22 protein-coding genes are annotated in these 21,950 nt (G+C 46.6%); 3 read left to right on the forward strand and 19 right to left on the reverse strand.

Annotated features, from left to right (window positions below):
• The first annotated feature begins 93 nt into the window (after positions 1-93).
• Positions 94-1,632, forward strand: coding sequence for an FAD-dependent monooxygenase (locus tag PJK55_RS04155; RefSeq protein WP_271304926.1), 1,539 nt, complete (start codon positions 94-96; stop codon positions 1,630-1,632).
• Between the two features lie 50 nt (positions 1,633-1,682).
• Here the strand turns inward: PJK55_RS04155 and PJK55_RS04160 are convergent, their stop codons facing one another.
• Positions 1,683-1,934 (reverse strand): hypothetical protein, encoded by a 252-nt coding sequence (locus PJK55_RS04160; RefSeq protein WP_271304927.1) that lies wholly within the window; start codon positions 1,932-1,934, stop codon positions 1,683-1,685.
• Positions 1,935-2,029: 95 nt separating this feature from the next.
• On the opposite strand from PJK55_RS04160, the gene PJK55_RS04165 reads away from it, so the two are divergent.
• Positions 2,030-2,317: a hypothetical protein gene (locus tag PJK55_RS04165; protein ID WP_214691937.1), complete on the forward strand. Its 288-nt coding sequence runs from the start codon at positions 2,030-2,032 to the stop codon at positions 2,315-2,317.
• 33 nt (positions 2,318-2,350) lie between these two features.
• On the opposite strand, the gene PJK55_RS04170 is transcribed toward PJK55_RS04165, so the two are convergent.
• The 8 genes from PJK55_RS04170 to recU all read right to left on the reverse strand — a co-directional run bounded on the left by PJK55_RS04170 (position 2,351) and on the right by recU (position 11,126).
• Entirely contained in the window at positions 2,351-2,926 is a 576-nt protein-coding gene (locus tag PJK55_RS04170; protein WP_271304928.1) for an NERD domain-containing protein, read from the reverse strand.
• Between the two features lie 19 nt (positions 2,927-2,945).
• A complete protein-coding gene (gene gpsB / locus PJK55_RS04175) occupies positions 2,946-3,242 on the reverse strand; it encodes a cell division regulator GpsB (RefSeq protein WP_214691933.1) in 297 nt (98 codons plus the stop codon).
• 4 nt (positions 3,243-3,246) lie between these two features.
• Positions 3,247-3,792 carry an SLOG family protein gene (locus PJK55_RS04180; protein ID WP_271304929.1) on the reverse strand — a complete coding sequence of 182 codons (546 nt, stop codon included), beginning with the start codon at positions 3,790-3,792 and terminating at the stop codon, positions 3,247-3,249.
• A complete protein-coding gene (locus PJK55_RS04185; protein ID WP_271304930.1) occupies positions 3,789-4,952 on the reverse strand; it encodes a ribonuclease H-like domain-containing protein in 1,164 nt (387 codons plus the stop codon). Before PJK55_RS04185 ends, PJK55_RS04180 begins: the two co-directional genes overlap by 4 nt.
• Positions 4,949-7,198, reverse strand: a complete 2,250-nt coding sequence (locus PJK55_RS04190) for a DEAD/DEAH box helicase (RefSeq protein WP_214875613.1) — start codon at positions 7,196-7,198, stop codon at positions 4,949-4,951. The genes PJK55_RS04185 and PJK55_RS04190 overlap by 4 nt, the downstream gene beginning before the upstream one ends.
• A 15-nt stretch (positions 7,199-7,213) precedes the next feature.
• Complete coding sequence (locus PJK55_RS04195) at positions 7,214-7,774, reverse strand: hypothetical protein (RefSeq protein WP_271304931.1); 561 nt, start codon at positions 7,772-7,774, stop codon at positions 7,214-7,216.
• Between the two features lie 80 nt (positions 7,775-7,854).
• Positions 7,855-10,479 carry a transglycosylase domain-containing protein gene (locus PJK55_RS04200; RefSeq protein WP_271304932.1) on the reverse strand — a complete coding sequence of 875 codons (2,625 nt, stop codon included), beginning with the start codon at positions 10,477-10,479 and terminating at the stop codon, positions 7,855-7,857.
• Positions 10,480-10,499: 20 nt separating this feature from the next.
• Positions 10,500-11,126: a Holliday junction resolvase RecU gene (recU, locus tag PJK55_RS04205; protein WP_214783619.1), complete on the reverse strand. Its 627-nt coding sequence runs from the start codon at positions 11,124-11,126 to the stop codon at positions 10,500-10,502.
• A 357-nt stretch (positions 11,127-11,483) separates the two neighbouring features.
• Here recU and PJK55_RS04210 point away from each other — a divergent pair, with 357 nt between their 5' ends.
• On the forward strand, positions 11,484-12,335 hold the full coding sequence (locus PJK55_RS04210) for a DUF3800 domain-containing protein (protein ID WP_198930015.1): 852 nt from the start codon (positions 11,484-11,486) through the stop codon (positions 12,333-12,335).
• A 38-nt stretch (positions 12,336-12,373) separates the two neighbouring features.
• Here the strand turns inward: PJK55_RS04210 and nth are convergent, their stop codons facing one another.
• The 10 genes from nth to panB form a co-directional block, all read right to left on the reverse strand.
• On the reverse strand, positions 12,374-13,033 hold the full coding sequence (gene nth, locus PJK55_RS04215; protein WP_271304933.1) for an endonuclease III: 660 nt from the start codon (positions 13,031-13,033) through the stop codon (positions 12,374-12,376).
• Positions 13,033-13,617, reverse strand: coding sequence for a DnaD domain-containing protein (locus tag PJK55_RS04220; RefSeq protein WP_074034606.1), 585 nt, complete (start codon positions 13,615-13,617; stop codon positions 13,033-13,035). Before PJK55_RS04220 ends, nth begins: the two co-directional genes overlap by 1 nt.
• Positions 13,618-13,679: 62 nt before the next feature.
• Positions 13,680-14,981 carry an asparagine--tRNA ligase gene (asnS, locus tag PJK55_RS04225; RefSeq protein ID WP_074034607.1) on the reverse strand — a complete coding sequence of 434 codons (1,302 nt, stop codon included), beginning with the start codon at positions 14,979-14,981 and terminating at the stop codon, positions 13,680-13,682.
• A gap of 20 nt (positions 14,982-15,001) precedes the next feature.
• On the reverse strand, positions 15,002-16,189 hold the full coding sequence (locus PJK55_RS04230) for a pyridoxal phosphate-dependent aminotransferase (protein ID WP_271304934.1): 1,188 nt from the start codon (positions 16,187-16,189) through the stop codon (positions 15,002-15,004).
• Positions 16,190-16,209: 20 nt separating this feature from the next.
• On the reverse strand, positions 16,210-16,695 hold the full coding sequence (locus PJK55_RS04235) for a hypothetical protein (protein ID WP_271304935.1): 486 nt from the start codon (positions 16,693-16,695) through the stop codon (positions 16,210-16,212).
• Entirely contained in the window at positions 16,692-16,877 is a 186-nt protein-coding gene (locus PJK55_RS04240) for a YpmA family protein (protein WP_015881492.1), read from the reverse strand. The genes PJK55_RS04235 and PJK55_RS04240 overlap by 4 nt, the downstream gene beginning before the upstream one ends.
• Positions 16,878-16,940: 63 nt before the next feature.
• Entirely contained in the window at positions 16,941-19,751 is a 2,811-nt protein-coding gene (gene dinG / locus PJK55_RS04245) for an ATP-dependent DNA helicase DinG (protein WP_214691912.1), read from the reverse strand.
• Positions 19,752-19,857: 106 nt separating this feature from the next.
• Positions 19,858-20,241, reverse strand: coding sequence for an aspartate 1-decarboxylase (gene panD / locus PJK55_RS04250; protein WP_015881490.1), 384 nt, complete (start codon positions 20,239-20,241; stop codon positions 19,858-19,860).
• A gap of 5 nt (positions 20,242-20,246) precedes the next feature.
• Positions 20,247-21,077 (reverse strand): pantoate--beta-alanine ligase, encoded by an 831-nt coding sequence (gene panC, locus PJK55_RS04255; protein ID WP_271304936.1) that lies wholly within the window; start codon positions 21,075-21,077, stop codon positions 20,247-20,249.
• Positions 21,077-21,910 (reverse strand): 3-methyl-2-oxobutanoate hydroxymethyltransferase, encoded by an 834-nt coding sequence (gene panB / locus PJK55_RS04260; protein WP_271304937.1) that lies wholly within the window; start codon positions 21,908-21,910, stop codon positions 21,077-21,079. Before panB ends, panC begins: the two co-directional genes overlap by 1 nt.
• Positions 21,911-21,950: the final 40 nt, after the last annotated feature.

Genomic DNA, 21,950 nt, shown 5'->3' on the forward strand with positions numbered 1-21,950 from the left:
TCATCGAATATCCTATACCGTTCTATACCCCACTTTTCGTTTAATCGCTGCCAATGTCGGAAATATCATTATTAATGATAGGAGTTGATCACTTTGGACGAACAAGTGGATGTACTAATCGTTGGAGCCGGACCAACCGGCCTAACACTCGGCCTCACCTTAGCCAGATATGGCGTATCATTTCAAATCATCGATCGAAAAACGACCCCGTCGGATAATTCTCGAGCCATCGGAATCCAACCGCGTACAATCGAAGTGTTTTCTCGTTTGGATGTTGCACAAGAAGTGCTCGAACGGGCACGGACGATTGAGCGAGGGAATCTCTACTTCTCAGGTCAATGGACCGCAAAGCTCGAGTTCTCAAAACTTGTCACCCCTTATCCGTTCGTGACACTACTTCGTCAAAATGAAACAGAAGAAATTCTAGAACGGGCCTTAAAAAAACATGGTCACTCGGTGAAGCGTGGAGAATCACTCTCTTCCATCACTCAATATCCATCGCGTACAATCGCTCATTTGACTGCTGAAGGCGGAACTCATCGTTCGGTCGAAGCGAAGTATGTCGTTGCTGCTGATGGCGCCAATAGTTCGATTCGTCGAATGCTCGCCCTCCCATTCAGTGGAAAGTCGTTCAAAGAGGCGTGGGTATTGGCAGATTTGAAAGCCGATTGGCCGATTTCTCGCGAAGAGGTTCACATTTTCTTCTCGGACCAAGGGGTGCTCGAAGTATTTCCACTCACGGATGAAACGATTCGAATCACAGGAAACCTACGGACCGATGAGTCGTTTGTCGAATCAGACCTCCAACAATTCGTGGAGCAACGTAGTCATATGCCCGTTCACATACACAATGTCGAATGGTTCTCGCTCTTTCGGGTTCATAACCGGATGGTCGATACGTTCATCCATAATCGCGTCATTCTAATGGGTGATGCCGCCCATATCAATTCACCGGTCGGGGGACAAGGAATGAATACCGGGATTGCAGATGCATTCAACATAGGCTGGAAGCTATGGCTCCATTTGAAGACGGGGGCACCACATCAAGTCGTCTCAACATATCGAAATGAGCGTGAGCATGTTGCCAAAAATGTACTTCAGACGACAAATGTCGCGACTGTGATGCTCCAGACGACGTTGCCGATGCTATTACCGTTTCAAGCGATTGGGGCAGATGTCTTCACTCGCGTCAATCTCGTCAATCAAAAAATCACGGAACGGATCTCTCAACTTCATCTATCCTATCCAAAAACGCTACGCATGCCGTTTCGCCGCGTCGCAGAAGGGAAGATATTCCCAGAGACGGAAATTTTACGAACAGATGATGGATTCCGGACGAAGATTTCAGAGATTGCCGACGGTCGCTTCCAAGTACTCGTTTTCGACGATGGCAAACGTGATTTGACGTCAATCTATGAGTACTTAAATCACCATCATCCGTTCATTCAGACCATCACCTTGTCGAAGACGAGTCGTCCATTTTTCGACCAAGGGAATGAACTCGCCAAGTCCCTGTTTATGAAACGTGGTATTTTAGTCATTCGTCCGGACGGTTATTTATTGCACAAGCAACATCACGTCCGTCTAAAACCGCTGCAAGAGAAGTTGGCCGTCTGGCTTCCATCATCTTAAAAGTTTATAAATGGAGAGCCTCACCGAATTGGTGAAGCTCTCCATGTCATTTATTCTTCAACATTTACGTACAGAATACCTGGTTTTGAGAGCGTCAAATCATAAAACGCTTCGAACGCTTCGATATCTTCTAGCTTTCGAAAATCAATCTTGTCAGTCTCCTCATTCGGGATGGCAACGATAATGCCCTCCTCCGTCGACTTGATCATGCCCGTTTGCCCATTGTGAATGCGAATATAGAGTACTTGCTGATTTTCAAGAAGCGAGATGGCCTCTCGTCTCGATTGAATCGGTTTTTTCATATAATCCCCTCTTTTCCATTTTAGTATAACGTTCAGTTCGTATTGCTTTCAACTCGCCACCCTATTAAACTTGTGTAAAGAAGGGGTTGAATGCGTTGGAAACATTATTCATCATTGTGCTTGCCATCTTATTCGTCATTTTAGTGACGATTCGGACGATTCGGAACTTAAAATGGATTCGCTTCGGTGAAGCGTTCGGGAAACAAGGGGAAGAACTTCTAGGTGACTATCATTACCTGACAGAACAGGGAATCACCTGTCGCATCGAGCAAGGACTTCCGACCGGAAAGTTATTAAAACCGCTCGCGAAAAACTTAGACGACCGTGTCGCACTGTTCGTTCATCGTGACGATGCGGCAAAGGCAAGAGAACTCTTGAAATAAGAAGAAGGCCAAATACAATATTTGGCCTTCTTCTTATTTATGTACTTGTCGTTCAGAGCAATAGTAGGCAATTTGTTTAACGAGCGGTTCTGTCAACGTCTCAAGATTTGTTTTGCTGATGACCTGATTGACGAATGCGAAAGAGTCACCACAATTTGCCTTGACCCGCTTAAGCTTCAACTGTTCCGTCTCGGGGAAGATCAAGAAAGAATAGACCGGAATCGCTTGCCCACACTCCTTTTTCAACCGTGTCCGCACTTGTTTCGTCATTCGCTCTAGCTCTGTGAGAGGATGTGGGTAGATATGCTTCCATCCCATAGACGTCTCCGTCCGACACTCGCGATTCGTTAAATGGACAGGGGCTGGAGTTCGATTTAATTGAATCAAGAATACACCTTTCGGCCCGACGAGCACGTAATGAACGAGGTCCTCGCCAAATTCGACTTGTTCAATCATCATCCAATCAAATCGACAGGTGTGCCTGATGTTTTCGACGAGATGATCTGTATAGCTTGTCGGTGCTTTCATCACTTCTTCTTTCGTTCGAAACAGCTTTCTTGTCTGTTGTTTAACGGGTTGTTTCTCCGTAGCCGTTAACACTTGCAACATTCACTCCACCCCCTATTCCTTATTCGCTTGGCCCCACTTGCTTTCCGAAGACTGCTTTTTCAAGATTTGAAATGCGACGCAACATATCATAGTTCGACGCAACGGGTTGCGCTGGTTTTGTAGGTTCTGCCACTGGTGCCGATTCGCGACGCAATGAATCATTTTCTTTCTGAAGCCGTTCGATTTCTTTCGCCATCTTTTCATAATCGCGGATGACGACATCTAAAAATTGATCGACTTCTTCTTGCGAGTAGCCTCGTAATGCCGTTTTAAATTCTTGTTTATAAATTGCCTCTGCCGTTAATTCGGTTTGCATTGTATCACTCCCATTGTTGTTCCCATTGTTTTTCTTCCTCAATGACACGTAAATCTTCCTGTGTGATGAGAAAGACCTCCATATTCGGCTTTCGCCGAGCCCCTTCGACTAGAAAACGGGGACTTCCCTCCGTTTCTTCGTCATACAAGGTAATCAATCCTTCTGCTTTATCTAAAAAGAATGCAGTTTTTGCGCGTAATTGACTCGGATCCTCATATGGACGTTGCGTCAACGGTTCAAAGAAATCTGCTTCGAGTTGAAGTTGAACAAACAATTCTTGTTCGAACGGTTTATAGCGTTCGTCCATATTTAAGAACGGAGGAAATACCGCAATTTTAATCGGATATGTTTCTCTTAACTCTAACAATACTTGTCCGGCCCATAATTCACAACCGTTCGTTCCACTAAAGATGAACCATTCAGCACCTAATTCAATGACTTCCAGGATTTTTTTTCGGTAAGCTTCTTGAATGATGTCGATCCCCGGATGGTTCGCTTTGAAAATCCCAAGTTCATGGGGACGATATCCTGTGACGGCTACAACTTTCATGATCGCTTCCTTTCTAGACGGGCAAGCCGATGTTCGAGCTCGGCCTTCTCGCGATTAACGGTTTGACGCAAAACGGTGCGCTTTTGCTCGAGCAGTTCGATGGCTCGTTCCGTGTAATCAATCGCGAGTGCGACGTCCTTCTGCTTATGCTCTGCGTACTTGGCGAGCTCCACGTACCCTTCAATCGTATGCAACGATTCAAAGAGCGGGATTGCTTGCTCCATACGACCTGTTCGTTTCAATAAGAGCGCTTGCCGCATGACCGCTCGCTTCGAAGGGTCAGATAGCTGTTCGAATTCTTTAAGCGCCTGCTCCTGCTCCCCTAGGTCATGTAACCAATGCGCACGCTCTTCTCCGAAATCGGTCTCAGGAGTCATGACGAGTTGACTGAGTCGCGTGTAAAGAGAGACGAGGCTCAAACAATCCGCATGATGGTGCTCAAGGACCGGCATGAGAATCTCAGGGTTGCGCTCTTTGACGTACTGAAAATAATGCATCGGAGCTAAAAATCCAGGTAGATCGTCCGTCCGTCCGTGACCGAAATACGTTTCGACCGCTTTGAGCGACACCGATTCTAATCTCGGTTTCAACAACCGTCTTGCCGCATGTAGTAGATCGACATGACCGACGGTAGGCAATGCTTTTACACGTGATTTAACAAACGTATGTCTCGTTTTGATTTGTGGCCAGTCAAAAGACTTTCCATTATAGGTGACGAACCGTACCTCATCCCCGATGTCCTGTAGAAAATGATAATAAAAGGCAGTCTCAAAGGCAGGATGAGGCAAGACATACTGAATCATTTCAAGCTGTTCCGCACGAATCCGTGCAAACCCGATCAAAAAAATCGACGTTCCGGACCCACGTAACCCGGTCGTCTCTGTATCCATAAACAAGACTTGATCTGGTTTTAGGTCGACCGCGAAAAACGGATGATTCGTTTTCTGCATCATTTGTCTGGCGTCTCCGAACGCATAGTCGTGATAAATCTCATCAAGCGGATAGGTGTTTCGGATGCGGACACACCATTCTCCTTCGAACGTTAAAATTTCCCCACCTTGTTCAGTCCATTTCTGTTGTTCCACTTCATCAGGTGAAGCAACGCGCGGACGTTCGACAGGTTCTTTCGTTTTAATCAATCTTGATAATTTTGCTTTCATAACGATCCTTTCAAAGCTTGTAACTGACGGATGACCTGATGCTTGAAGTCTCCATATCCAATCATACCGACACAGCGAGGACATCCGCTCTCGCAAGGACAATCCGATACCGTCCGCTCTGCTGCCTCGAGCACCATGTCTGCATCTTTATAGAGCGCCTCACTGAGACCGATGCCACCAGGATAGCGGTCATATAAATAGACTGTCGGTTTATTCGTATGAGTCGACTTCATTTGAATGGTTGTAAATAAATCGAGCGTATCACACATAAGGTAGAGCGGGGCAAGCCGTCTGAATAAGTCACTGACCGCTTCGAGTTGATCTTCGAGATCTGCCTCCGAATAAGCAAAGCGTTCATCCAATGTGAACCATGTCGCCGTCGTATGCAGTTCTCGCTCCGGAAGATGAATCGGGCCTGACCCGATATTCTCATGCGTCCCGAATTTGATTTTTTTAAAGAGCGTGGCCATCGCAATGACCGACACTTCGCCAAACGTTTTTGCACCATCCGTTTTGTTCTCTTCAAGCACTTTTAGTTCTACTGCCAGATTCGCATCCGTATAGTAGTCGACATCGACGCGACGGACAAATGCCTTTTTCTCTTCAAAGTCTAATTTCTCGACTTGATACTGTTCAGCTCCGTGTAAATAAATGGCTTCATCATGTAACAAGGTCATCGCGCTGAACGTATCCATTTCACCGATTACTTGATGCTTCGCGGTTTGGTCGACAATGACGACATTCTCTTGGTCGCTCGTCCGAAGGGAGATATCGTGCGCCGGGAATGAATCGGTCATCCAATAGTATTTATTCGCTCGTTCGTGTAGCACTTGTGCGTCTGTCAGGAAATCTAAAATATCCTCTGTGTCGACCGTTCCGAAACGCTCTCCTTTTTGAAACGGTAGTTCAAATGCGGCACACTTCATGTGGTCGACTAAAATGATCAAGTTGTTCGGGTCAAGACGAGCCGCTTCCGGCGAACGGTCTAAAATCATGTCCGGCTGTTCGACGACGAGCTGATCAAGAGAGGAAGACGATGCGACGAATACGACGAGTGATTCCGAGTGACGTCTACCGGCACGACCCGCTTGTTGCCAGAGTGAGGCGACGGTTCCAGGATAGCCATTGAGGACACATGCTTGCAATTGACCGATATCCACACCGAGTTCTAACGCGTTCGTCGATACGACTGCTTTGATTTCGCCATTTCGTAAGCGCCGTTCAATCTCGCGTCGTTCAGAAGGAAGATAACCTCCTCGGTACCCGACGATTGACTTTGGTCCGAGTTCACGTCGTGTCAGTTCTTGTAAATACGTCAGAAGCACCTCGACTCGGACACGTGAACGTGCGAAGACGATGGTCTGGATGTTCGCTTCAACGAGCTTCGACGCGATTCGTTTCGTCTCAAGCGTTGCACTTCTTCGAATTCCGAGCGCCTCATTGACGACGGGAGGATTGTAGAAGACGAGGTGTTTCTTCCCTTGTGGCGCCCCGTTCCGATCAATCAACACGACTTCTTCTTCCGTCAATAATTCGGCGAGTTCTCGCGGGTTTGCAATCGTCGCAGAAGTCATAATCCATTTTGGGTGACTCCCATAATAGGCACAAATTCGTTTCAAGCGACGAAATACGTTGGCCACGTGACTGCCAAACACGCCTCGATACGTGTGCAACTCATCGACGACGATGTACTCTAAATTTTCAAATAGACGAATCCATTTCGTGTGGTGCGGTAAAATGCCGGAATGTAACATATCCGGATTGGTGATGACGATATTCCCCGCATCCCTGACTTTCGTTCGGGCAGCTGGAGACGTGTCCCCATCATACGTAAAGCATCGTAAATTCCCTTCGAGTGCCTCGACCATCTCCATCAAATCACTATTTTGGTCCTGGGCGAGCGCTTTTGTCGGGTACAAATATAGCGCACGTGCTGTTGGTTTTTCAATCATCTTTGAAAGTACCGGTAAGTTATAACACAGTGTTTTCCCTGATGCGGTAGGTGTCACAATGACGGTCGAATGACCAGCAGCCGTTTGTTTCACGGCTTCAGCTTGGTGCGTGTATAGTTGCTCAATTCCCCGACTTTTCAATACGTTTGTCAATTGTTCCGGCACTTGCTCTGGAATGGGTGCATATTGTGCCGGGCGTGCATCGACTGTATGCCAGTGACGGACGTTTTTGGCAAAGCTCGGGTCTTCTTTTAATTCTTGAATCATCTCTTCGACGGAGCGTGATTTTCGCATCAGTTCACCTTCTTTTTATGAGTTCGAAGGTGCAAGTTCGACTACGGTTTGTCGGATCGATTGAATCCGTTCATCTCGTATCATTCTCGATACAGCGGGCATTTTTAAAATGGTCATGTTTTGAAACGTATCAGCCACATGCGCATTCTCTTCTTCGAGACGGATGAGCGCGTCTGAAAACAGACGTTGCGTCGATCGTCCGAATAAGACAATGGTATGTAGTTTCGTACATTTCGAATGAACCGCTAATAGATGTTTGGCGTAGCGTTGCACCGTTTTATAATAATCCTCGTCTGTCGATAACAGTTGACGGTTGCCACGGAGTAGGTCTGGATAATAAGATTCCTCACCCGTGAACATCGTTTCGACTCCGATTCGTTTTAAGTAAGAATGTCCAATCGCTTCAGCGACGGTCTGATCTTGGATGAGACGTCCGAGTGGAATCGACTCTTTTAATAACAGATGGGAAAGCTTTAATCCGAGATGTCCACTGAGCGGTACGCCGAAATCGTCGTCTTGCAGTCGATCCATAACAAATAACACTTTCATCTTTCGCTTTAAAGAGAGTTGAACCATGTGTCACCATCCTGTTCCCTTTCTTTCCATTATAACAAAGTCATACGAAAAACAGGGCGCACAATGTCGCCCTGCCTTCCTTAGTTATTTCCGTTATTCGAATTGCCGTTCCCACGTTCCGTGGCTGGCGATTCATTATTCGATTGACCTTCTAGCGGAGCACCTTCATCGTCTCCGTCAGTCGGTTGGTCTGTTCCTTCATCCGTTCCTTCATCCGTTCCTTCATCGGTCGCTGGCTCATCAGGATTTTGTTCGTCAGTGGTATCTTCACCGTTTCCGTTGCCGTCTTCGTTTCCGTTACCATTGTCGTTATTATTCCCGTTACCGTTGTTCTCGTCCGATGGGTTGTCTTCGTTATTCTCTTCATCAGAAGGATTTTCTTCCTCCTGCGGTTCTTCTTTTGGTTCAATCGAGTAGCTCGCTTGTGCCGGGGCAGACTGCTGTTCACCCGTCAATGGGTTTGTCGCCTTGGCGACGATGGTGAACGTTGTGTCCCCTTCAGCCAAGTTTGAAATATCAATACTCGTCTCTCCCGTCGTACCGACGACTTGTTCACCGCCTTCGGCTGACTGTTGCGTCACGGTGAATGAAATGTCTGAGTAGCCATCTGCTTGTGCGCCATCAAAATCGTATGACCACGTGACAGAACCGACTTGTGAATCTTCATCATAGTTGACGCTTGCGCCTGTTGGAGCAGTCAATTTCTCAGGTTGAAGATCTTTTGGCTTCGTCCCTTTGACATAAAGTTCATTCCCGAGAGACAAGACAGAGTCTGGACGTTGGAAGCGATCTGGTTGACCCGTCGCGTTCGTCACCTGTTGCATCATATACTCGAAATAGTATTGGGCGTAGTTCGGTTTATTATTACTTTCTTTATTAACTTTTCCTGTCCATACCGAAATCGAGTAATCGGTTGAATACCCTGTAAACCATTTATATTGTTCATCATTTGTTGTTCCAGTTTTACCAGCTACATCCCATGGGAATGCACCTGGTTCATACGTTCCACCTTCGGCACTTACAACATCACGCAACATGTCTGTCAACATGTAGGCTGTATAGTCTTCCATTGCCTGCTTCGCCTTGACTGGCGAATTGATGCTTGAACCGTCGTTAAATTCGATTTTTTGAATCAAGTGAGGTTTTGTATACATACCGTTCGCACCGAGCGCTGCATACGCTGCAGCCATTTGGGTTGTGCTCGCTTGTGCCGTACCCAAAGCATTTGATTCAAGCAGTTCATCGCCGCCCTTAGGATACTCTGGTTCAATTCCAACGTTCTTCACAAACGATTCGATGGCTTCTTGTCCATACTCATCTCGCACTTCTTGGAATGCTCGAACTGCCGGCGTGTTCGCTGAAATCTTCAAATATTGACGCATCGTGTTCATACCGCGATAACCGTCGTAGTAGTTCCTTGGTTTTCCTTCTGGAAATGCTGCATCAAGTAACATTTTTCCTGTTGACCATTGTCCATTTTCAATACCTGGTCCATAGTCAAAGAACGGTTTTGCCGTGGATCCAATCTGATATTTTTCATTTGAATAATCAATATAATATTTATCAGCTTGCTTCGCCTGTTGACTATCGATGATGGCAACAATTTCACCCGTCTTCGTATTCAGCACGGTTGCACCCATACGAAGTTCATCTGATGGAAAGGCACCATTAGGAATGTTTACATTATCAGACTTAATGTCACTATTAAACTTTGTGTGAAGTTCTTTATTGATTGACGTGTATACTTTCAAACCTGTGCCATAGATGTCTGATTGTTCAAGACCATAATCTTCTTCAAGCTCTGCTTGGACACGTGAATAAATCGCACGTGTGAACGCCTCTTCTTCCGTCTCTTCACCAGGTGAGATGACGTCAGCAATGGCAACATCAAGCGCTTCGTTATACTGTTCTTCCGAAATGTGACCGTCTCGCTTCATCGCAGACAATACTTGTTCTTGGCGATAACGCGTTAACTCTTGGTCACCGTTGATTGGATCGTATGCACTCGGACGTTGCGGAAGACCTGCAAGGATTGCCGCTTCTTGATAGTTGACCTCAGAGACTGGCTTGTTGAAATATCGTTTCGATGCGGTTTGTACACCGTATCCACCACTACCATAGTAGTTTTTATTTAAATACATCTCTAAAATCTGTTCTTTCGTATACTCACGTTCAAGTTTGAGCGCGAGCCACTGCTCTTGAAGCTTACGCTTCAACTTCTTGTCTGTTGAAAGAAACGACTGTTTCACCAACTGTTGGGTGATGGTTGATCCACCTTCTGCACCGAAACCGTCAGTCAAGTTGGCCACGACTGCGCCACCGATCCGACGTAAGTCGATTCCGTTGTGCTCATAGAAACGACGGTCCTCAATCGAGACGACCGCTTGTTGCATCACTTCTGAAATGTCGTCAATAGAGACGTATTCCCGAATCTGACCAGCTCCTTCGAGCGGTTCACCTTCAGCCGAAATCAATTGAATCGGATACGTATCGACTAGTTTTTCTTCGTCAAGCTCTGGTGCCGTTGCAATCGCATATACGGTATAAGCCCCGAACGCGATGACTGCTGCAATAAATAATAAGAAACCTAATAAAAAGATGCGTTTCCACATCGGTTTTTTACTCTTCGTCTTTGGTTGTTTGCCAGTTTTTTTGCGTTTATTCGTCGTCGAATCTTGTCGACGTGCGACCCTACTTCGCTCCATTCATGGTTCACTCCTTCTATTCAATCGAGCCATTGATCGAGCACCGCCAAATAGTCAATCGACGGCAAGGCTCTCGTCGGGACTTCAATCGCTTCCTCTTCGATAAAACGAAGTGGAATTGATTTACGTCCCGTCAATCGTTGTTCCCACCACTGAACTAGTTGTTCCGTGGTCAATACATATTGCGTATTATAGCGACTAAAGCGGATGATGACAAAACAAATCCCTCCATGGCGTTCGCACTCGCGCATGTGTTCAATCTGATGCTCATGGAAATTTCCTAGAGGAAACGACGTCTTATTATTCGTTTCTTTCGCCTCAAAGTCAATGTACTTGCCGCGATACACCCCGTTATAGTCAGTCGTAGATGCCTGTTTGAAATAGGCTTCCGTCACTTTGGCTGCACTTCGCTTTGGGTAGTCGACTTTGACGATTTGTAACGGTGTCGGTTTCTTATGAATGACGGCTCGTTGATGGATTCGATAAAATTCATTCGTTTCATTCAACAATGTCTCCAAATTCATTCCGCGATTCGCATAGGTTGGAGAATTCGAGGGTTGTTTCGAAATTCCTTCCTCCTTTGGTGTCTTTGTCACTTTTGCTTTTTTACCGTTTGGATAATGGAACAATGTCGTCACCCCATACATACATATTAACAGGTCGGTCCACTCGTTCCTTCCGTCTCAGGTCTGATTGTCGACTTCTGTCGGTCGACACTTGTGTGGATTTACCGCAACACATATCGTACCAAACTCCCGTATGTTAAACTAGTATGTAAGCGATTGTGTATCCAAATTGAAAAGCTCTCGTCACGTAAGACTTGATTGTTTTTCTATGATAATAGCACCTCTTCTGTTTAACCAAGATTGTACATCGATAAACCTAATTGATGTCATTCTGAAAAAAAGTGTGCAATACCTGTGCAATTGATTGACCGAATCATCATTCGGAAATAAAATAGAATGCTTAAAGACGTTACTGTTAAGCCGTTTTGGAGGGATTGGATGGAAAGTGGAAAGAAGTATGTCATGTTCGTCGACGAAACAGGTACACCGAAAGGAAACACACAGTTCAATTTGACTGGTGTTCTGATGGAGTACAAATATTCAATCGATGCGGATGAGACTGGAATGCCATGTGAATTGAAGCGACGTCTTCACGCGTTCAAGCGAGATGTTTTTAAAACCGAGCAAATCCCGCTTCATTTAAAAGAAATTTTAAAGGCCGAGCATCCTTATGGGAAAGAAGATGGCATCACGATCGACATGTTGCGTGATTTTTGGGACAAGCTACCTGATTTTTTGCGAGGAATCGATTGTACAATCGTCAGTGTTGAAGTCGATAAACAAAAACTACATGACTTTTATTCGACACCAAAAGATCCGTATGTAGTCGCCTTCGCCCACTTGATGAAGTCGTTCTATGCGTTCTTAGAGGAAACAGAGGCTGTCAGTGCACGCGTCGTTCTCGAATCACGAGATGATTACCAGAACTTACTCATTCAAAAAGCATTCTTCGATATTTTCAACTCGGGCACGGTCCATCTCGATGTCGAAAAGAGTCGTCAAAAAATCAAAGGGTTCATCTTCTCTGAGAAGCAGAACACGATGTATCAATCCGGTTTAGAAATCGCTGACCTCGTCTGTCTCCCACTTTCACGTGTCCGTCGAGGTGTGATTGAGGTAAAACCACGGTTCGTCCATTATGGGGACGAGAACCGAATCTTTAAAGCAATCAAGGACAAAATTTACATTCGTAAAGAAAGTCCGGACCAAGATTTCCGCAACTGGGGCTTCAAAAAGGTCCCCATCACGAAAAAGCGTCGTGAGTGGAGCGACCATCCTTGGAATCATTAACACAAAAAGGCATCGACACATTTGTGTCGATGCCTTTTTTATGTCGTGACTTTCGCGGATTTCATCCGTTTCTTTCCTTCCCGACACATATGAAGAAGCGGGCACGTCTCACAGGCAGGTCGTTGGGCTTTACAATGATAGCGTCCAAAGAAAATAAATTGATGATGAAGTTGTGACCACTCATCGCGTGGGAACTTCTTCATCAACATATCCTCGACTTGTCGGACGTTATCTTTCCAGCGGCAAATACCAAGACGTTTCGATACGCGCTCGACGTGGGTATCCACCGCAAATGCCGGTTCATGGAACGCGACCGACAAGACGACGTTGGCCGTTTTACGACCGACACCTGGGAGGGCCTCAAGTGATGCCCGGTCCGACGGCACAATGCCGTCATGCTCGTTCACGATTTTTTCAGAGAGTGCCTTCACATTCTTCGCTTTGTTCCGATACAATCCAATGCGTTTGATCAAAGCCTCAATCTCCGAAACGTCTGCCGCAGCCATCGCTTCGACTGTCGGAAACGCTTCAAACAAGCCCGGTGTCACCTTGTTGACGAGGGCATCCGTCGCTTGGGCAGAGAGCGCGACGGCGACCACTAATTCGAATGGATTTTGATGCGTCAGTTCGCAGTGCGCATCCGGGAACATTTGCCTCATCGTATCAGACACTTCTTGTAACTGGACTTTCGTCAACATCATTTATTCCTCCGTTGATATTCCACGACATCCTCAAGCGTCTCAACTTGATGGTCCTGCCAGACGCGTAAGATTTTATCCATGTATTTGAAGTTTCGAACATTCCGAAGTTTCGCTTCGCGTAACGCGGCCATGATCAGTTCTTCGCTGAAATTATCTTCCGTCATCCACCCGACGATTTGTTCAATTTCAAACGGTGTAATTGTGCCAAATTCTCGTTCGAATGTATGGATGATATTTTCATTCAACGTCTGTTGCGGTGCGATTTTTTCTTCTCCTTGTAACGCCTCAAATAGCGGTAATAGACTATAACGCTCGCTATTCCCCGACGCGTCAATGGCAATCAATTCTTTTTGCAACAAGCCGAGTAACACAGAACGCGCCTCATTCTCAGAGACGTTCAACCGTTTCCCTAACTCGCTCGGGAGTGGCATGACGATGCCTTCCCCCGTCATTTCAAGAAGATGGACGATGAGACTGAATTCGACAGGCGATAAGTCGAGTCGTCTAGCGTCAGTGAACAGTTTGCGCGGAATAACGACCGGACTTTGCTCGAATAATTGAATCAATTGATGTGCATCCATGTCGCACTTCCTTTCTAAGACACATCAATCGGGGAGGACATGACGTCTTCCCCGATTAATCGTTAAGGGTGGATTCGGTTTAATAAACGTGGGAATGGAATGGCTTCACGGATATGCTCGATTCCACTAATCCATGCAACCGTACGCTCAAGTCCGAGTCCGAAACCAGAGTGTGGGACCGAACCGTATTGACGAAGTTCGAGATACCAGTCGTATGCATCTGTTTCATCAAGACCTTCTTTAATGATCTCTTCTTTTAGACGGTCGTAATCGTCTTCACGTTGAGACCCCCCGATGATTTCTCCATATCCTTCTGGTGCAATCAAGTCTGCGCAAAGAACGAGCTCAGGATTTTCAGGGTCCACTTTCATGTAGAACGGTTTGATTTCTTTTGGCCAGTGCGTGATGAACACTGGCTGGTCGTGTGCGTTAGCAATCGCCGTCTCATGCGGTGCACCGAAATCGTCGCCGTATTCGATATCGTCGAATCCTTCTGATTTCAAGAATTTGATTGCATCTTCGTAACGGACACGTGGGAAAGGTGCCTTCACTTGTGCCAACTTCTCAAGGTCACGTCCAAGGAATTCAAGTTCATCCTTACAGTTCTCAAGCGCTGATTGTGCGATGTATGAGACGTATTGCTCTTGAATCTCAAGGTTCATGTCGTGATCGAAGAACGCCATCTCTGGCTCGATCATCCAGAACTCAATCAAGTGACGACGTGTTTTTGATTTCTCTGCACGGAAAGTTGGTCCGAACGAGAATACTTTACCGAGTGCCATTGCAGCGGCTTCCATATACAATTGACCCGTCTGTGAGAGGTAAGCGGATTGACCGAAATAGTCTGTCTCGAACAACTCTGTCGTGCCCTCAGGTGCACTGCTCGTAAGGATTGGCGGATCGATTTTGACGAATCCTTCTTTATTAAAGAATTCATACGTTGCACGAATAATTTCGTTACGCACTTTCATAATCGCGTGTTGGCGACGTGAACGGAGCCATAAGTGACGGTTATCCATCAAGAATTCTGTTCCATGTTCTTTCGGTGTGATTGGGTAATCCACTGACTCTGCAATCACCTCTACATCTGTCACTTCTAATTCAAATCCGAGTGGTGTACGTCCACCATCCGACTTGACGTTACCTGTCACCCAGACAGAAGTCTCTTGTGTCACACCTTTAGCAAGAGTGAACAATTCTTCAGAGACGTCAGCCTTCACGACGACCGCTTGTGCAAATCCGCTACCGTCACGTAGTTGAAGGAATGCAATCTTCCCGCTAGAACGTTTGTTGGCAATCCAAGCTCCGACGCGGACCGTCTGTCCTTCGTAGTCTTTAAATTGGTTAATCGAAATTGTTGTCATATTCATTTCCATCCTTTCGCTTATCGAGTGCGCTTCGTAATGAAGTCTTCTACTCGATCGAGCGCTTCTAATACGCGTTTTAATTCTGTTGCATATGATAATCGTACGTAGTCTTCCTGTCCAAAACCAGAGCCTGGAACAAGTGCCACGTTTGCCTCTTCAAGTACTGCCTCGCACCAAGCATCGACTGTGTCGTATCCACTCTCAGTCGCGGCAACTTTCGCATTGGCATATAAGTAAAATGCACCTTGTGGCTTCAGGCAAGTGATTCCTGGAATTTGTTCGAGACGTTTGTAGACGATGTCGAGTCGCTCTTCGAATGACTGACGCATCATCTCTACATCATCCTGTGGTCCATTGTATGCCTCAACTGCTGCCGCCTGAGCGACAGATGTCGGGTTTGATGTCGAGTGGGAAGCTAAGTTTGTCATCGCGCTGATGATTGTCGCATCACCGACGGCATATCCGATACGCCACCCTGTCATCGCATGAGACTTTGAGACACCGTTGATGATGATCGTACGTTCACGCATATTCGGTAATGTCGCAATCGATACGAATTCAGCGTCACCGTAAATCAACTTCTCATAAATTTCATCGCTCACGACGAGAAGATTATGTCGAAGAACGACATCAGCGAGTGCCTGTAGCTCTTCTTTCGTGTAAATCATTCCTGTCGGGTTGGAAGGACTGTTCAAAATGACTGCCTTCGTACGATCTGTAATCGCACGTTCGAGCAGTTCAGGTGTCAATTTGAAGGATGTGTCTTCATTTGTATCGACATATACAGGTTCACCGTCAGCGAGTTTGATTTGCTCTGGATAACTGACCCAGTAAGGTGTCGGGACAATGACTTCGTCACCTTCATCTAAAATCGCTTGGAACAATGCGTAGAGCGCATGTTTTGCACCTGAAGCGACCATTACTTCATTGCGCTCAAACGTCAGTTGGCTGTCTCGCTTCGTTTTTTCAATGATGGCGTCCTTCAACGCGACAGTTCCGCCCGAAGGTGTATATTTCGTATCGCCATCACGAGCCGCTTGACACGCAGCATCGATGATTCGTTCCGGTGTATTGAAATCAGGCTCACCTGCGCCGAGTCCAATGACATCTTTGCCCGAAGCCTTGAGCGCCTTTGCTTTAGCTGTAATCGCTAATGTTGTCGAAGGCGTGAGTTGTTTCACTCGTTTCGCTAATAGATGTTCCATCGTTATCCCCCTCTAATTCGTCACATTTGATCGGTCAATTGGACGCGTCGAATAAACTCTCCAGTCTGTAACGTGTAATACGAATACGTATAGGAAGCGTCTGCCTTTGTGACCACTTCGATGAGTGCTCTCTCGTCGAATCCGTACTTACAACTGATGAGTTGTCCGCCCGTATCTTCGACAGAACGAGCGCAGACGTCATTCGCATTCACTTCACTGATTTCACGTTGTTCAATCTCGAACTCGTCATCGAGTGGAACGAACCAAATGGAGTCTCCGTCCTCTTCCGGAAAAACGACGTATGCCTCTGTCCCATTGAACAGCTCTCCTTGACCTACTTGAACGTCTGGCGATTCCTCATTCAGTCGAATCGATGCTTCCTCGATGAGTTGCTCTTTTTGATTTTCTGTGTGTCCAATCGTGAATCGATACATCACGCTAAAGACAAGGACGACACCGAGCAGTGCCGCCAGTAACGAGACGATCCATTTTGTTTTTCTGGTCATTCTGTACGATAGATGGTGAAGACCATCTCTTCCTTCTTCGGATCATTCACTTTCTTCTCAAGCGAAAGGCCGAACATCAAATCTTGACTTTTTAACGTCCGATTCAATAAATCGACAATCTTATAAACGTCCGCAGTCGGTTCGATGCGCACACTCGCAAGCGTCTCAATATTCGAATTCATGTTGACTCCTCCTCCAAAACCTATACGTATCATTATAAAACGATAACATCATGATGCCTAGCGTTATCTATCATTTCTTGTCACAGAGTTTTCCTTTTCATCTAAGAACAATTCCAACTCGGATAGAGATGTCTCTAGCGTTCCTTCAATCCGGTCCACCTTCGGTAAGCTATTGATGAACTGTTTCCCGTAACGAGTCGTCTCTACCCGGCGGTCGAACACAAAAATCGCACCATAGTCCGATTTCGATCGAATCAATCGTCCGACACCTTGTTTGAAACGGATGACTGCTTGAGGAAGCGAAAGTTCGAAGAATGGAGATTTCCCCATCGATTCAATTTTTTCAGAACGTGCTTGCATGATTGGTTGATCGGGCGGCGCGAACGGCAGACGCACGATGACGAGGCACGTCAACGCCTCACCCGGAATATCGACACCTTCCCAAAAACTTGCCGTCCCGAATAAAATCGACTGTTCCATCCGCTTGAATTGTTTCGTCAATCGGCTTCGCGATCCCCCACTGACTCCTTGTGCAAGTAGCGTATAAGAAGGGTCGAGATGATCTTTTACTTGTTCGTAAGTGAGACGTAACAATTCATTCGAGGTGAAGAGGACAAGCATCCGTCCTTTTGTCACATTTGCAATTTGAACAATCGATTGAGCGGTCTGATCGACGAACTGAGGCAGCGGTACATCATTGATCAATGGGAAGTCTGACGGAACAAACAGTTTTGCCTGTTCCTTAAAGTTGAACGGCGAAGGCAATACGACTCGTCTGACCGGTTCTCCTTCAAGTCCGAGTCGTCGTTCCATGAAACTAAACTTGCCCGAGACCGTCATCGTCGCCGACGTCAAAATCGTCGGTCTTTTCTTAAATAATCGTTCGTGCAGCAACGGACCGATTTCAACCGGTTGCGTGTAGACCGAAGTCAATTTACGGTTTCCTAAATTCAACTCGACCCAACTGACCGCATCATCATTGCGTGTCAACATCGTCTCATAAATGACACTTTCGAGTTCACGGACGTCGCTAATCAATGTCTTCAAATCACTCAAAAGTGCGCGTTGTTTGAACGTCATGTGTTCTTTACGCTCATCGAGCAGTCGATGTAGATGTCTGAGTGACGTCCTTAGTGTACGTAACTTGTCCTCTAATCGATTCGCCACTTCACGAATCGGTCTGAATGATGCGCCTTCTCGCTCGAATCGAACAGTTTGCCGAGGTTCTTTTTTCTTTCCTAGCGACTGTAGTGCCGTCAAGAGGTCTTCGAGCTCTTCCTCAACCCGTGCGAGCGCAGAATCGATCTGTTGACTGAATGCTTCTGCCTCTTCTGTCACAGACGTCAAATCGGCCAGCTGAATGATCCGAGAATGAAACTTCCCGTCCGCACCGTATCCGAACCATTTGAACAACCGATCAAATTGGATGGCATCAAACGTCACACCGAAATGGTGAGAGGCCACTTCTTCGACTTGATGTGCCTCGTCTAAGACGAGCGGTGTATCGGTCGGTAAGATGCCTGCCTGATGTTGTAAATCAGAGAACAAGAGCGCGTGATTCGTCACAATCAGATCTGCTTCTTTCGAACGGAGGACTGCTTTTGTGAAGAAGTCTCGGCTATACCAAGGGTCGAATCGACCAAATTCACTTGAAGCATCGGCTTGAATCAATCGTTTAAAAGAAGCTGGACCTTGTGTCGCAGATCCTGGGAATGAGAGTTCTTCCAAATCCCCCGTCTCAGTCTCGGTTAACCAGACGAGTACCATCGCCTTACACATCGAAACCAGCAATCCATCATTCGATTCATCGAGCACCATCTCGAATTTACGTAAATCGATATAGTTCCGTCTTCCTTTCAACAAGGTAAATTCAATTTCCGGAAAGATTTGTCGAAGTACCGGTAAATCTCGGTTCAGAAGCTGCTCCTGCAATTGAATCGTATGCGTACTGATGACGACAGGGCGTTTCGTCTCTAGTGCATGATGAGCACTCGGGATTAAATACGCCAACGTCTTCCCTGTTCCCGTCCCTGCTTCGACTAACAACGTTTCTTCGTCGTCTAACGCTTTATAGACGTGACGCATCATTTCAAATTGACTTTGTCTCGGCTCAAATTGATCAAAAATTGACGGGAGCGTTTCTTCGATTGTGCGAAGGAGAAACGGTTCAAATGGCTCTCGTTCTTCTGCCGGAACGAACGTATCGCTTGGACGGTGTAACGCAATCTTTCGATGAATATCAAAACGCGTTTCGTCGTCTGGTCGAATCCCAACCTCGAGGATGATTTCATCGAGCAACGGCTCGACATGACTCGTCCACGATTCAGACAAATCGCGAAGTCGTTTCAACGTTACGACCGGTAAGTCGCGTAAGCGCTCGAGCATTCGGATAAAGAGCTCGGCTGTCGCCTCTGCATCACTGAGTGCCCGATGCGCGTCTGTATGTACGAGGTCGAACGTTTCGGATAACGCTTCAAGGGCATGACTCTCAAGTGTTGGGTAGAGGATACGAGCGAGTTCAACTGTATCAATGGCTCTCCCTTGAAACGAAAGATAGCCAGCTTGCTCAAGGCTCTCGTTTAAAAAAGTTAAATCAAATGCGACGTTATGCGCGACAAATACCCGTCCATCTAGCATTTTCCAAATGTCGGGGATCACTTCTTCAAATGTTGGTGCATCACTTACGTCATCATCGCTAATCGTTGTTAATTGCGTAATAAAAGGTGGGATTGGTCGACCCGGTCGAATCAAGGTGCTGTAGCGCTCGATCACTTCACCATCTTGTACGACGACCGCCGCAAACTCAATCAGTTCATCACCGGACTTTACGGAATGACCCGTTGTCTCTATATCCACAATCACATACGTGTCCATAACATCCATCCCATCTTAGGCACGCTCGTGCTTTCTGTCTGTCTCATCTTACCATAGAACGAACGACGAAAAAACGGGGATGCCTTTGTCGACACCCCCGAATATTTTATAAAATCGTGTGAGCGATTTCTTCGTAAAGAAGTTGATCGACCTCATTTTGCTCGTTCAATACTGCTACTTTTGGACGATGCGTTTTCGCTTCTTCTGCAGTCATTTGACCGTACGCCATGATGATGACAACATCACCAACCTGGAAATGACGTGCTGCGGCACCGTTTAAACAAATCACACCAGAACCACGTTCGCCTTTGATGACGTATGTCTCGATTCGAGCGCCATTATGGTTGTTCGTGATGTGCACATGTTCATTTTCCATGATGCCGACTGCATCCATCAAATCCTCATCGATTGTAATCGAACCGACGTAGTGTAAGTTTGCTTCTGTCACCGTTGCTTTATGAAGCTTCGCGTGCATAAATGTACGAATCATTGGATTCATCCCTTCTTCCAAATCACATTATCAATCAATCGGGCTCGCTCAAACTGAACGGCCACCGCCATCAATATTTCTTTCGAATCGCCTGAAGCGTCAGCAAGCGTTGGATAGTCAACGAGTTCGACATAGTCGATTTGACTGTTCGGAATCTCGTGTAATCGTTCAGTCAGTCGTTGCTTCACTTGTTCAAGATCATGTCCTGTCTCAAGTGTTTCTCTCGCTGTCGTCAACGCTTTAAAGATTTGACTCGCTTCTTCTTTTTCATCGTCTGACAAATATACGTTTCGAGAAGACTTGGCTAGTCCTGTCTCCTCACGAATAATCGGGCAACGTCGAATCTCGACCGGGACAAAATAGTCTCGGACGTATCCTTCGATGAGTGCAACTTGCTGAGCATCTTTCAGACCGAAGTAAGCACGTGTCGGTTGAACAAGGTTAAATAATTTCGAGACGATTGTCAACACACCATCAAAATGGCCGGGACGACTCGCCCCACATAATACATCCGCCCCTTGGCGAACAGTGACGCGCGCCATATCAAGTGGGTACATCGTCTCCGTCGTCGGATAGAAGAGAAGGTCGACACCGGCTTCTCGTGCCAATTTTTCATCTCGTTCGAAGTCACGAGGATATCGGTCGAGGTCTTCGTTCGGACCGAACTGAGTCGGGTTGACGAAAATACTCATGACAACGACGTCATTTTCACGTCGTGCGTTCTCGACGAGACTCATGTGTCCTTCATGTAAATATCCCATCGTTGGTACAAAACCAATCGTTTGATCCGTTGGCAACGTGTGACGTAACTCTTCAACTGTTGATACGATTTTCATCATTTTCCTCCATACAGCGAGTCGAGCAATGACTCATCCATCGTAAACGTGTGACGTTCAAGCGGGAATTGTCCAGCTTTCGTCTCTTCCACATAAGAACGGATGGCCTCTGTCGCCACTTCATTCACGTCGGCATATGCCTGAACGAATTTCGGTAAGCGGTCCACGCCATATTTCAACACGTCATGATAGACGAGTACTTGTCCGTCTACCTCTGCCCCGGCACCGATTCCGATGACTGGAATCGTCAACTCTTCTGCGATTCGTTTCGCCAACTGATGCGGTACACACTCAAGGACGAGCATTTTCGCACCGGCGCGTTCGGCAGCCAAACTATCTCGAAGTAGTGTCTCTGCCGCCTCAAGGGATTTCCCTTGTACTTTATACCCTTCTAGTACACCGACTGATTGCGGGGTCAACCCTAGATGGGCAACACAAGGCATTCCTACTTGAGTAAGTCGTTCAATCGTCTGAAGGACTTCACCCGCACCTTCTAGTTTGATCGCATCCGCATGTCCTTCTTGGAAGAGACGGGACGCAGCCTGAAGTGTTCGGTCAAAATCACCATGGTATGTCGCAAATGGCATATCCACCACGACGAATGTGTTTTTCGCCCCACGGCGAACAGCCTTCGAATGGTGAAGCATGTCTTCTGTCGTCACCGGGATTGTCGAATCATAACCGAGGACGACCATCCCAAGAGAATCGCCGACCAAAATCAAATCGACCCCAGCCGCTTCGGCAAGTTTGGCTGACGGATAATCATACGCCGTCAACATGACGAGCTTTTCCTGCTCGTTCATCTTTTTCAATAATGAAGTCATCGTGTGCATCTGTTTCTCCTCCTAAACGTGGAGACAGGAAAGAAAAAAC

This window comes from Exiguobacterium sp. MMG028 (assembly GCF_027947425.1).
In the GTDB taxonomy this organism is placed as follows: Bacteria; Bacillota; Bacilli; order Exiguobacteriales; family Exiguobacteriaceae; genus Exiguobacterium; species Exiguobacterium aestuarii_A.

Bases quoted from the DNA above. Each gene is read 5' to 3' on its own strand.
- PJK55_RS04160 (WP_271304927.1), bottom strand. From the start codon at position 1,934: ATGAAAAAACCGATTCAATCGAGACGAGAGGCCATCTCGCTTCTTGAA.
- PJK55_RS04170 (WP_271304928.1), bottom strand. From the start codon at position 2,926: ATGTTGCAAGTGTTAACGGCTACGGAGAAACAACCCGTTAAACAACAG.
- gpsB (WP_214691933.1), bottom strand. From the start codon at position 3,242: ATGCAAACCGAATTAACGGCAGAGGCAATTTATAAACAAGAATTTAAA.
- PJK55_RS04180 (WP_271304929.1), bottom strand. From the start codon at position 3,792: ATGAAAGTTGTAGCCGTCACAGGATATCGTCCCCATGAACTTGGGATT.
- PJK55_RS04185 (WP_271304930.1), bottom strand. From the start codon at position 4,952: ATGAAAGCAAAATTATCAAGATTGATTAAAACGAAAGAACCTGTCGAA.
- PJK55_RS04190 (WP_214875613.1), bottom strand. From the start codon at position 7,198: ATGCGAAAATCACGCTCCGTCGAAGAGATGATTCAAGAATTAAAAGAA.
- PJK55_RS04195 (WP_271304931.1), bottom strand. From the start codon at position 7,774: ATGGTTCAACTCTCTTTAAAGCGAAAGATGAAAGTGTTATTTGTTATG.
- PJK55_RS04200 (WP_271304932.1), bottom strand. From the start codon at position 10,479: ATGGAGCGAAGTAGGGTCGCACGTCGACAAGATTCGACGACGAATAAA.
- recU (WP_214783619.1), bottom strand. From the start codon at position 11,126: ATGTATGGGGTGACGACATTGTTCCATTATCCAAACGGTAAAAAAGCA.
- PJK55_RS04210 (WP_198930015.1), top strand. From the start codon at position 11,484: ATGGAAAGTGGAAAGAAGTATGTCATGTTCGTCGACGAAACAGGTACA.
- nth (WP_271304933.1), bottom strand. From the start codon at position 13,033: ATGTTGACGAAAGTCCAGTTACAAGAAGTGTCTGATACGATGAGGCAA.
- PJK55_RS04220 (WP_074034606.1), bottom strand. From the start codon at position 13,617: ATGGATGCACATCAATTGATTCAATTATTCGAGCAAAGTCCGGTCGTT.
- asnS (WP_074034607.1), bottom strand. From the start codon at position 14,981: ATGACAACAATTTCGATTAACCAATTTAAAGACTACGAAGGACAGACG.
- PJK55_RS04230 (WP_271304934.1), bottom strand. From the start codon at position 16,189: ATGGAACATCTATTAGCGAAACGAGTGAAACAACTCACGCCTTCGACA.
- PJK55_RS04235 (WP_271304935.1), bottom strand. From the start codon at position 16,695: ATGACCAGAAAAACAAAATGGATCGTCTCGTTACTGGCGGCACTGCTC.
- PJK55_RS04240 (WP_015881492.1), bottom strand. From the start codon at position 16,877: ATGAATTCGAATATTGAGACGCTTGCGAGTGTGCGCATCGAACCGACT.
- dinG (WP_214691912.1), bottom strand. From the start codon at position 19,751: ATGGACACGTATGTGATTGTGGATATAGAGACAACGGGTCATTCCGTA.
- panD (WP_015881490.1), bottom strand. From the start codon at position 20,241: ATGATTCGTACATTTATGCACGCGAAGCTTCATAAAGCAACGGTGACA.
- panC (WP_271304936.1), bottom strand. From the start codon at position 21,077: ATGAAAATCGTATCAACAGTTGAAGAGTTACGTCACACGTTGCCAACG.
- panB (WP_271304937.1), bottom strand. From the start codon at position 21,910: ATGCACACGATGACTTCATTATTGAAAAAGATGAACGAGCAGGAAAAG.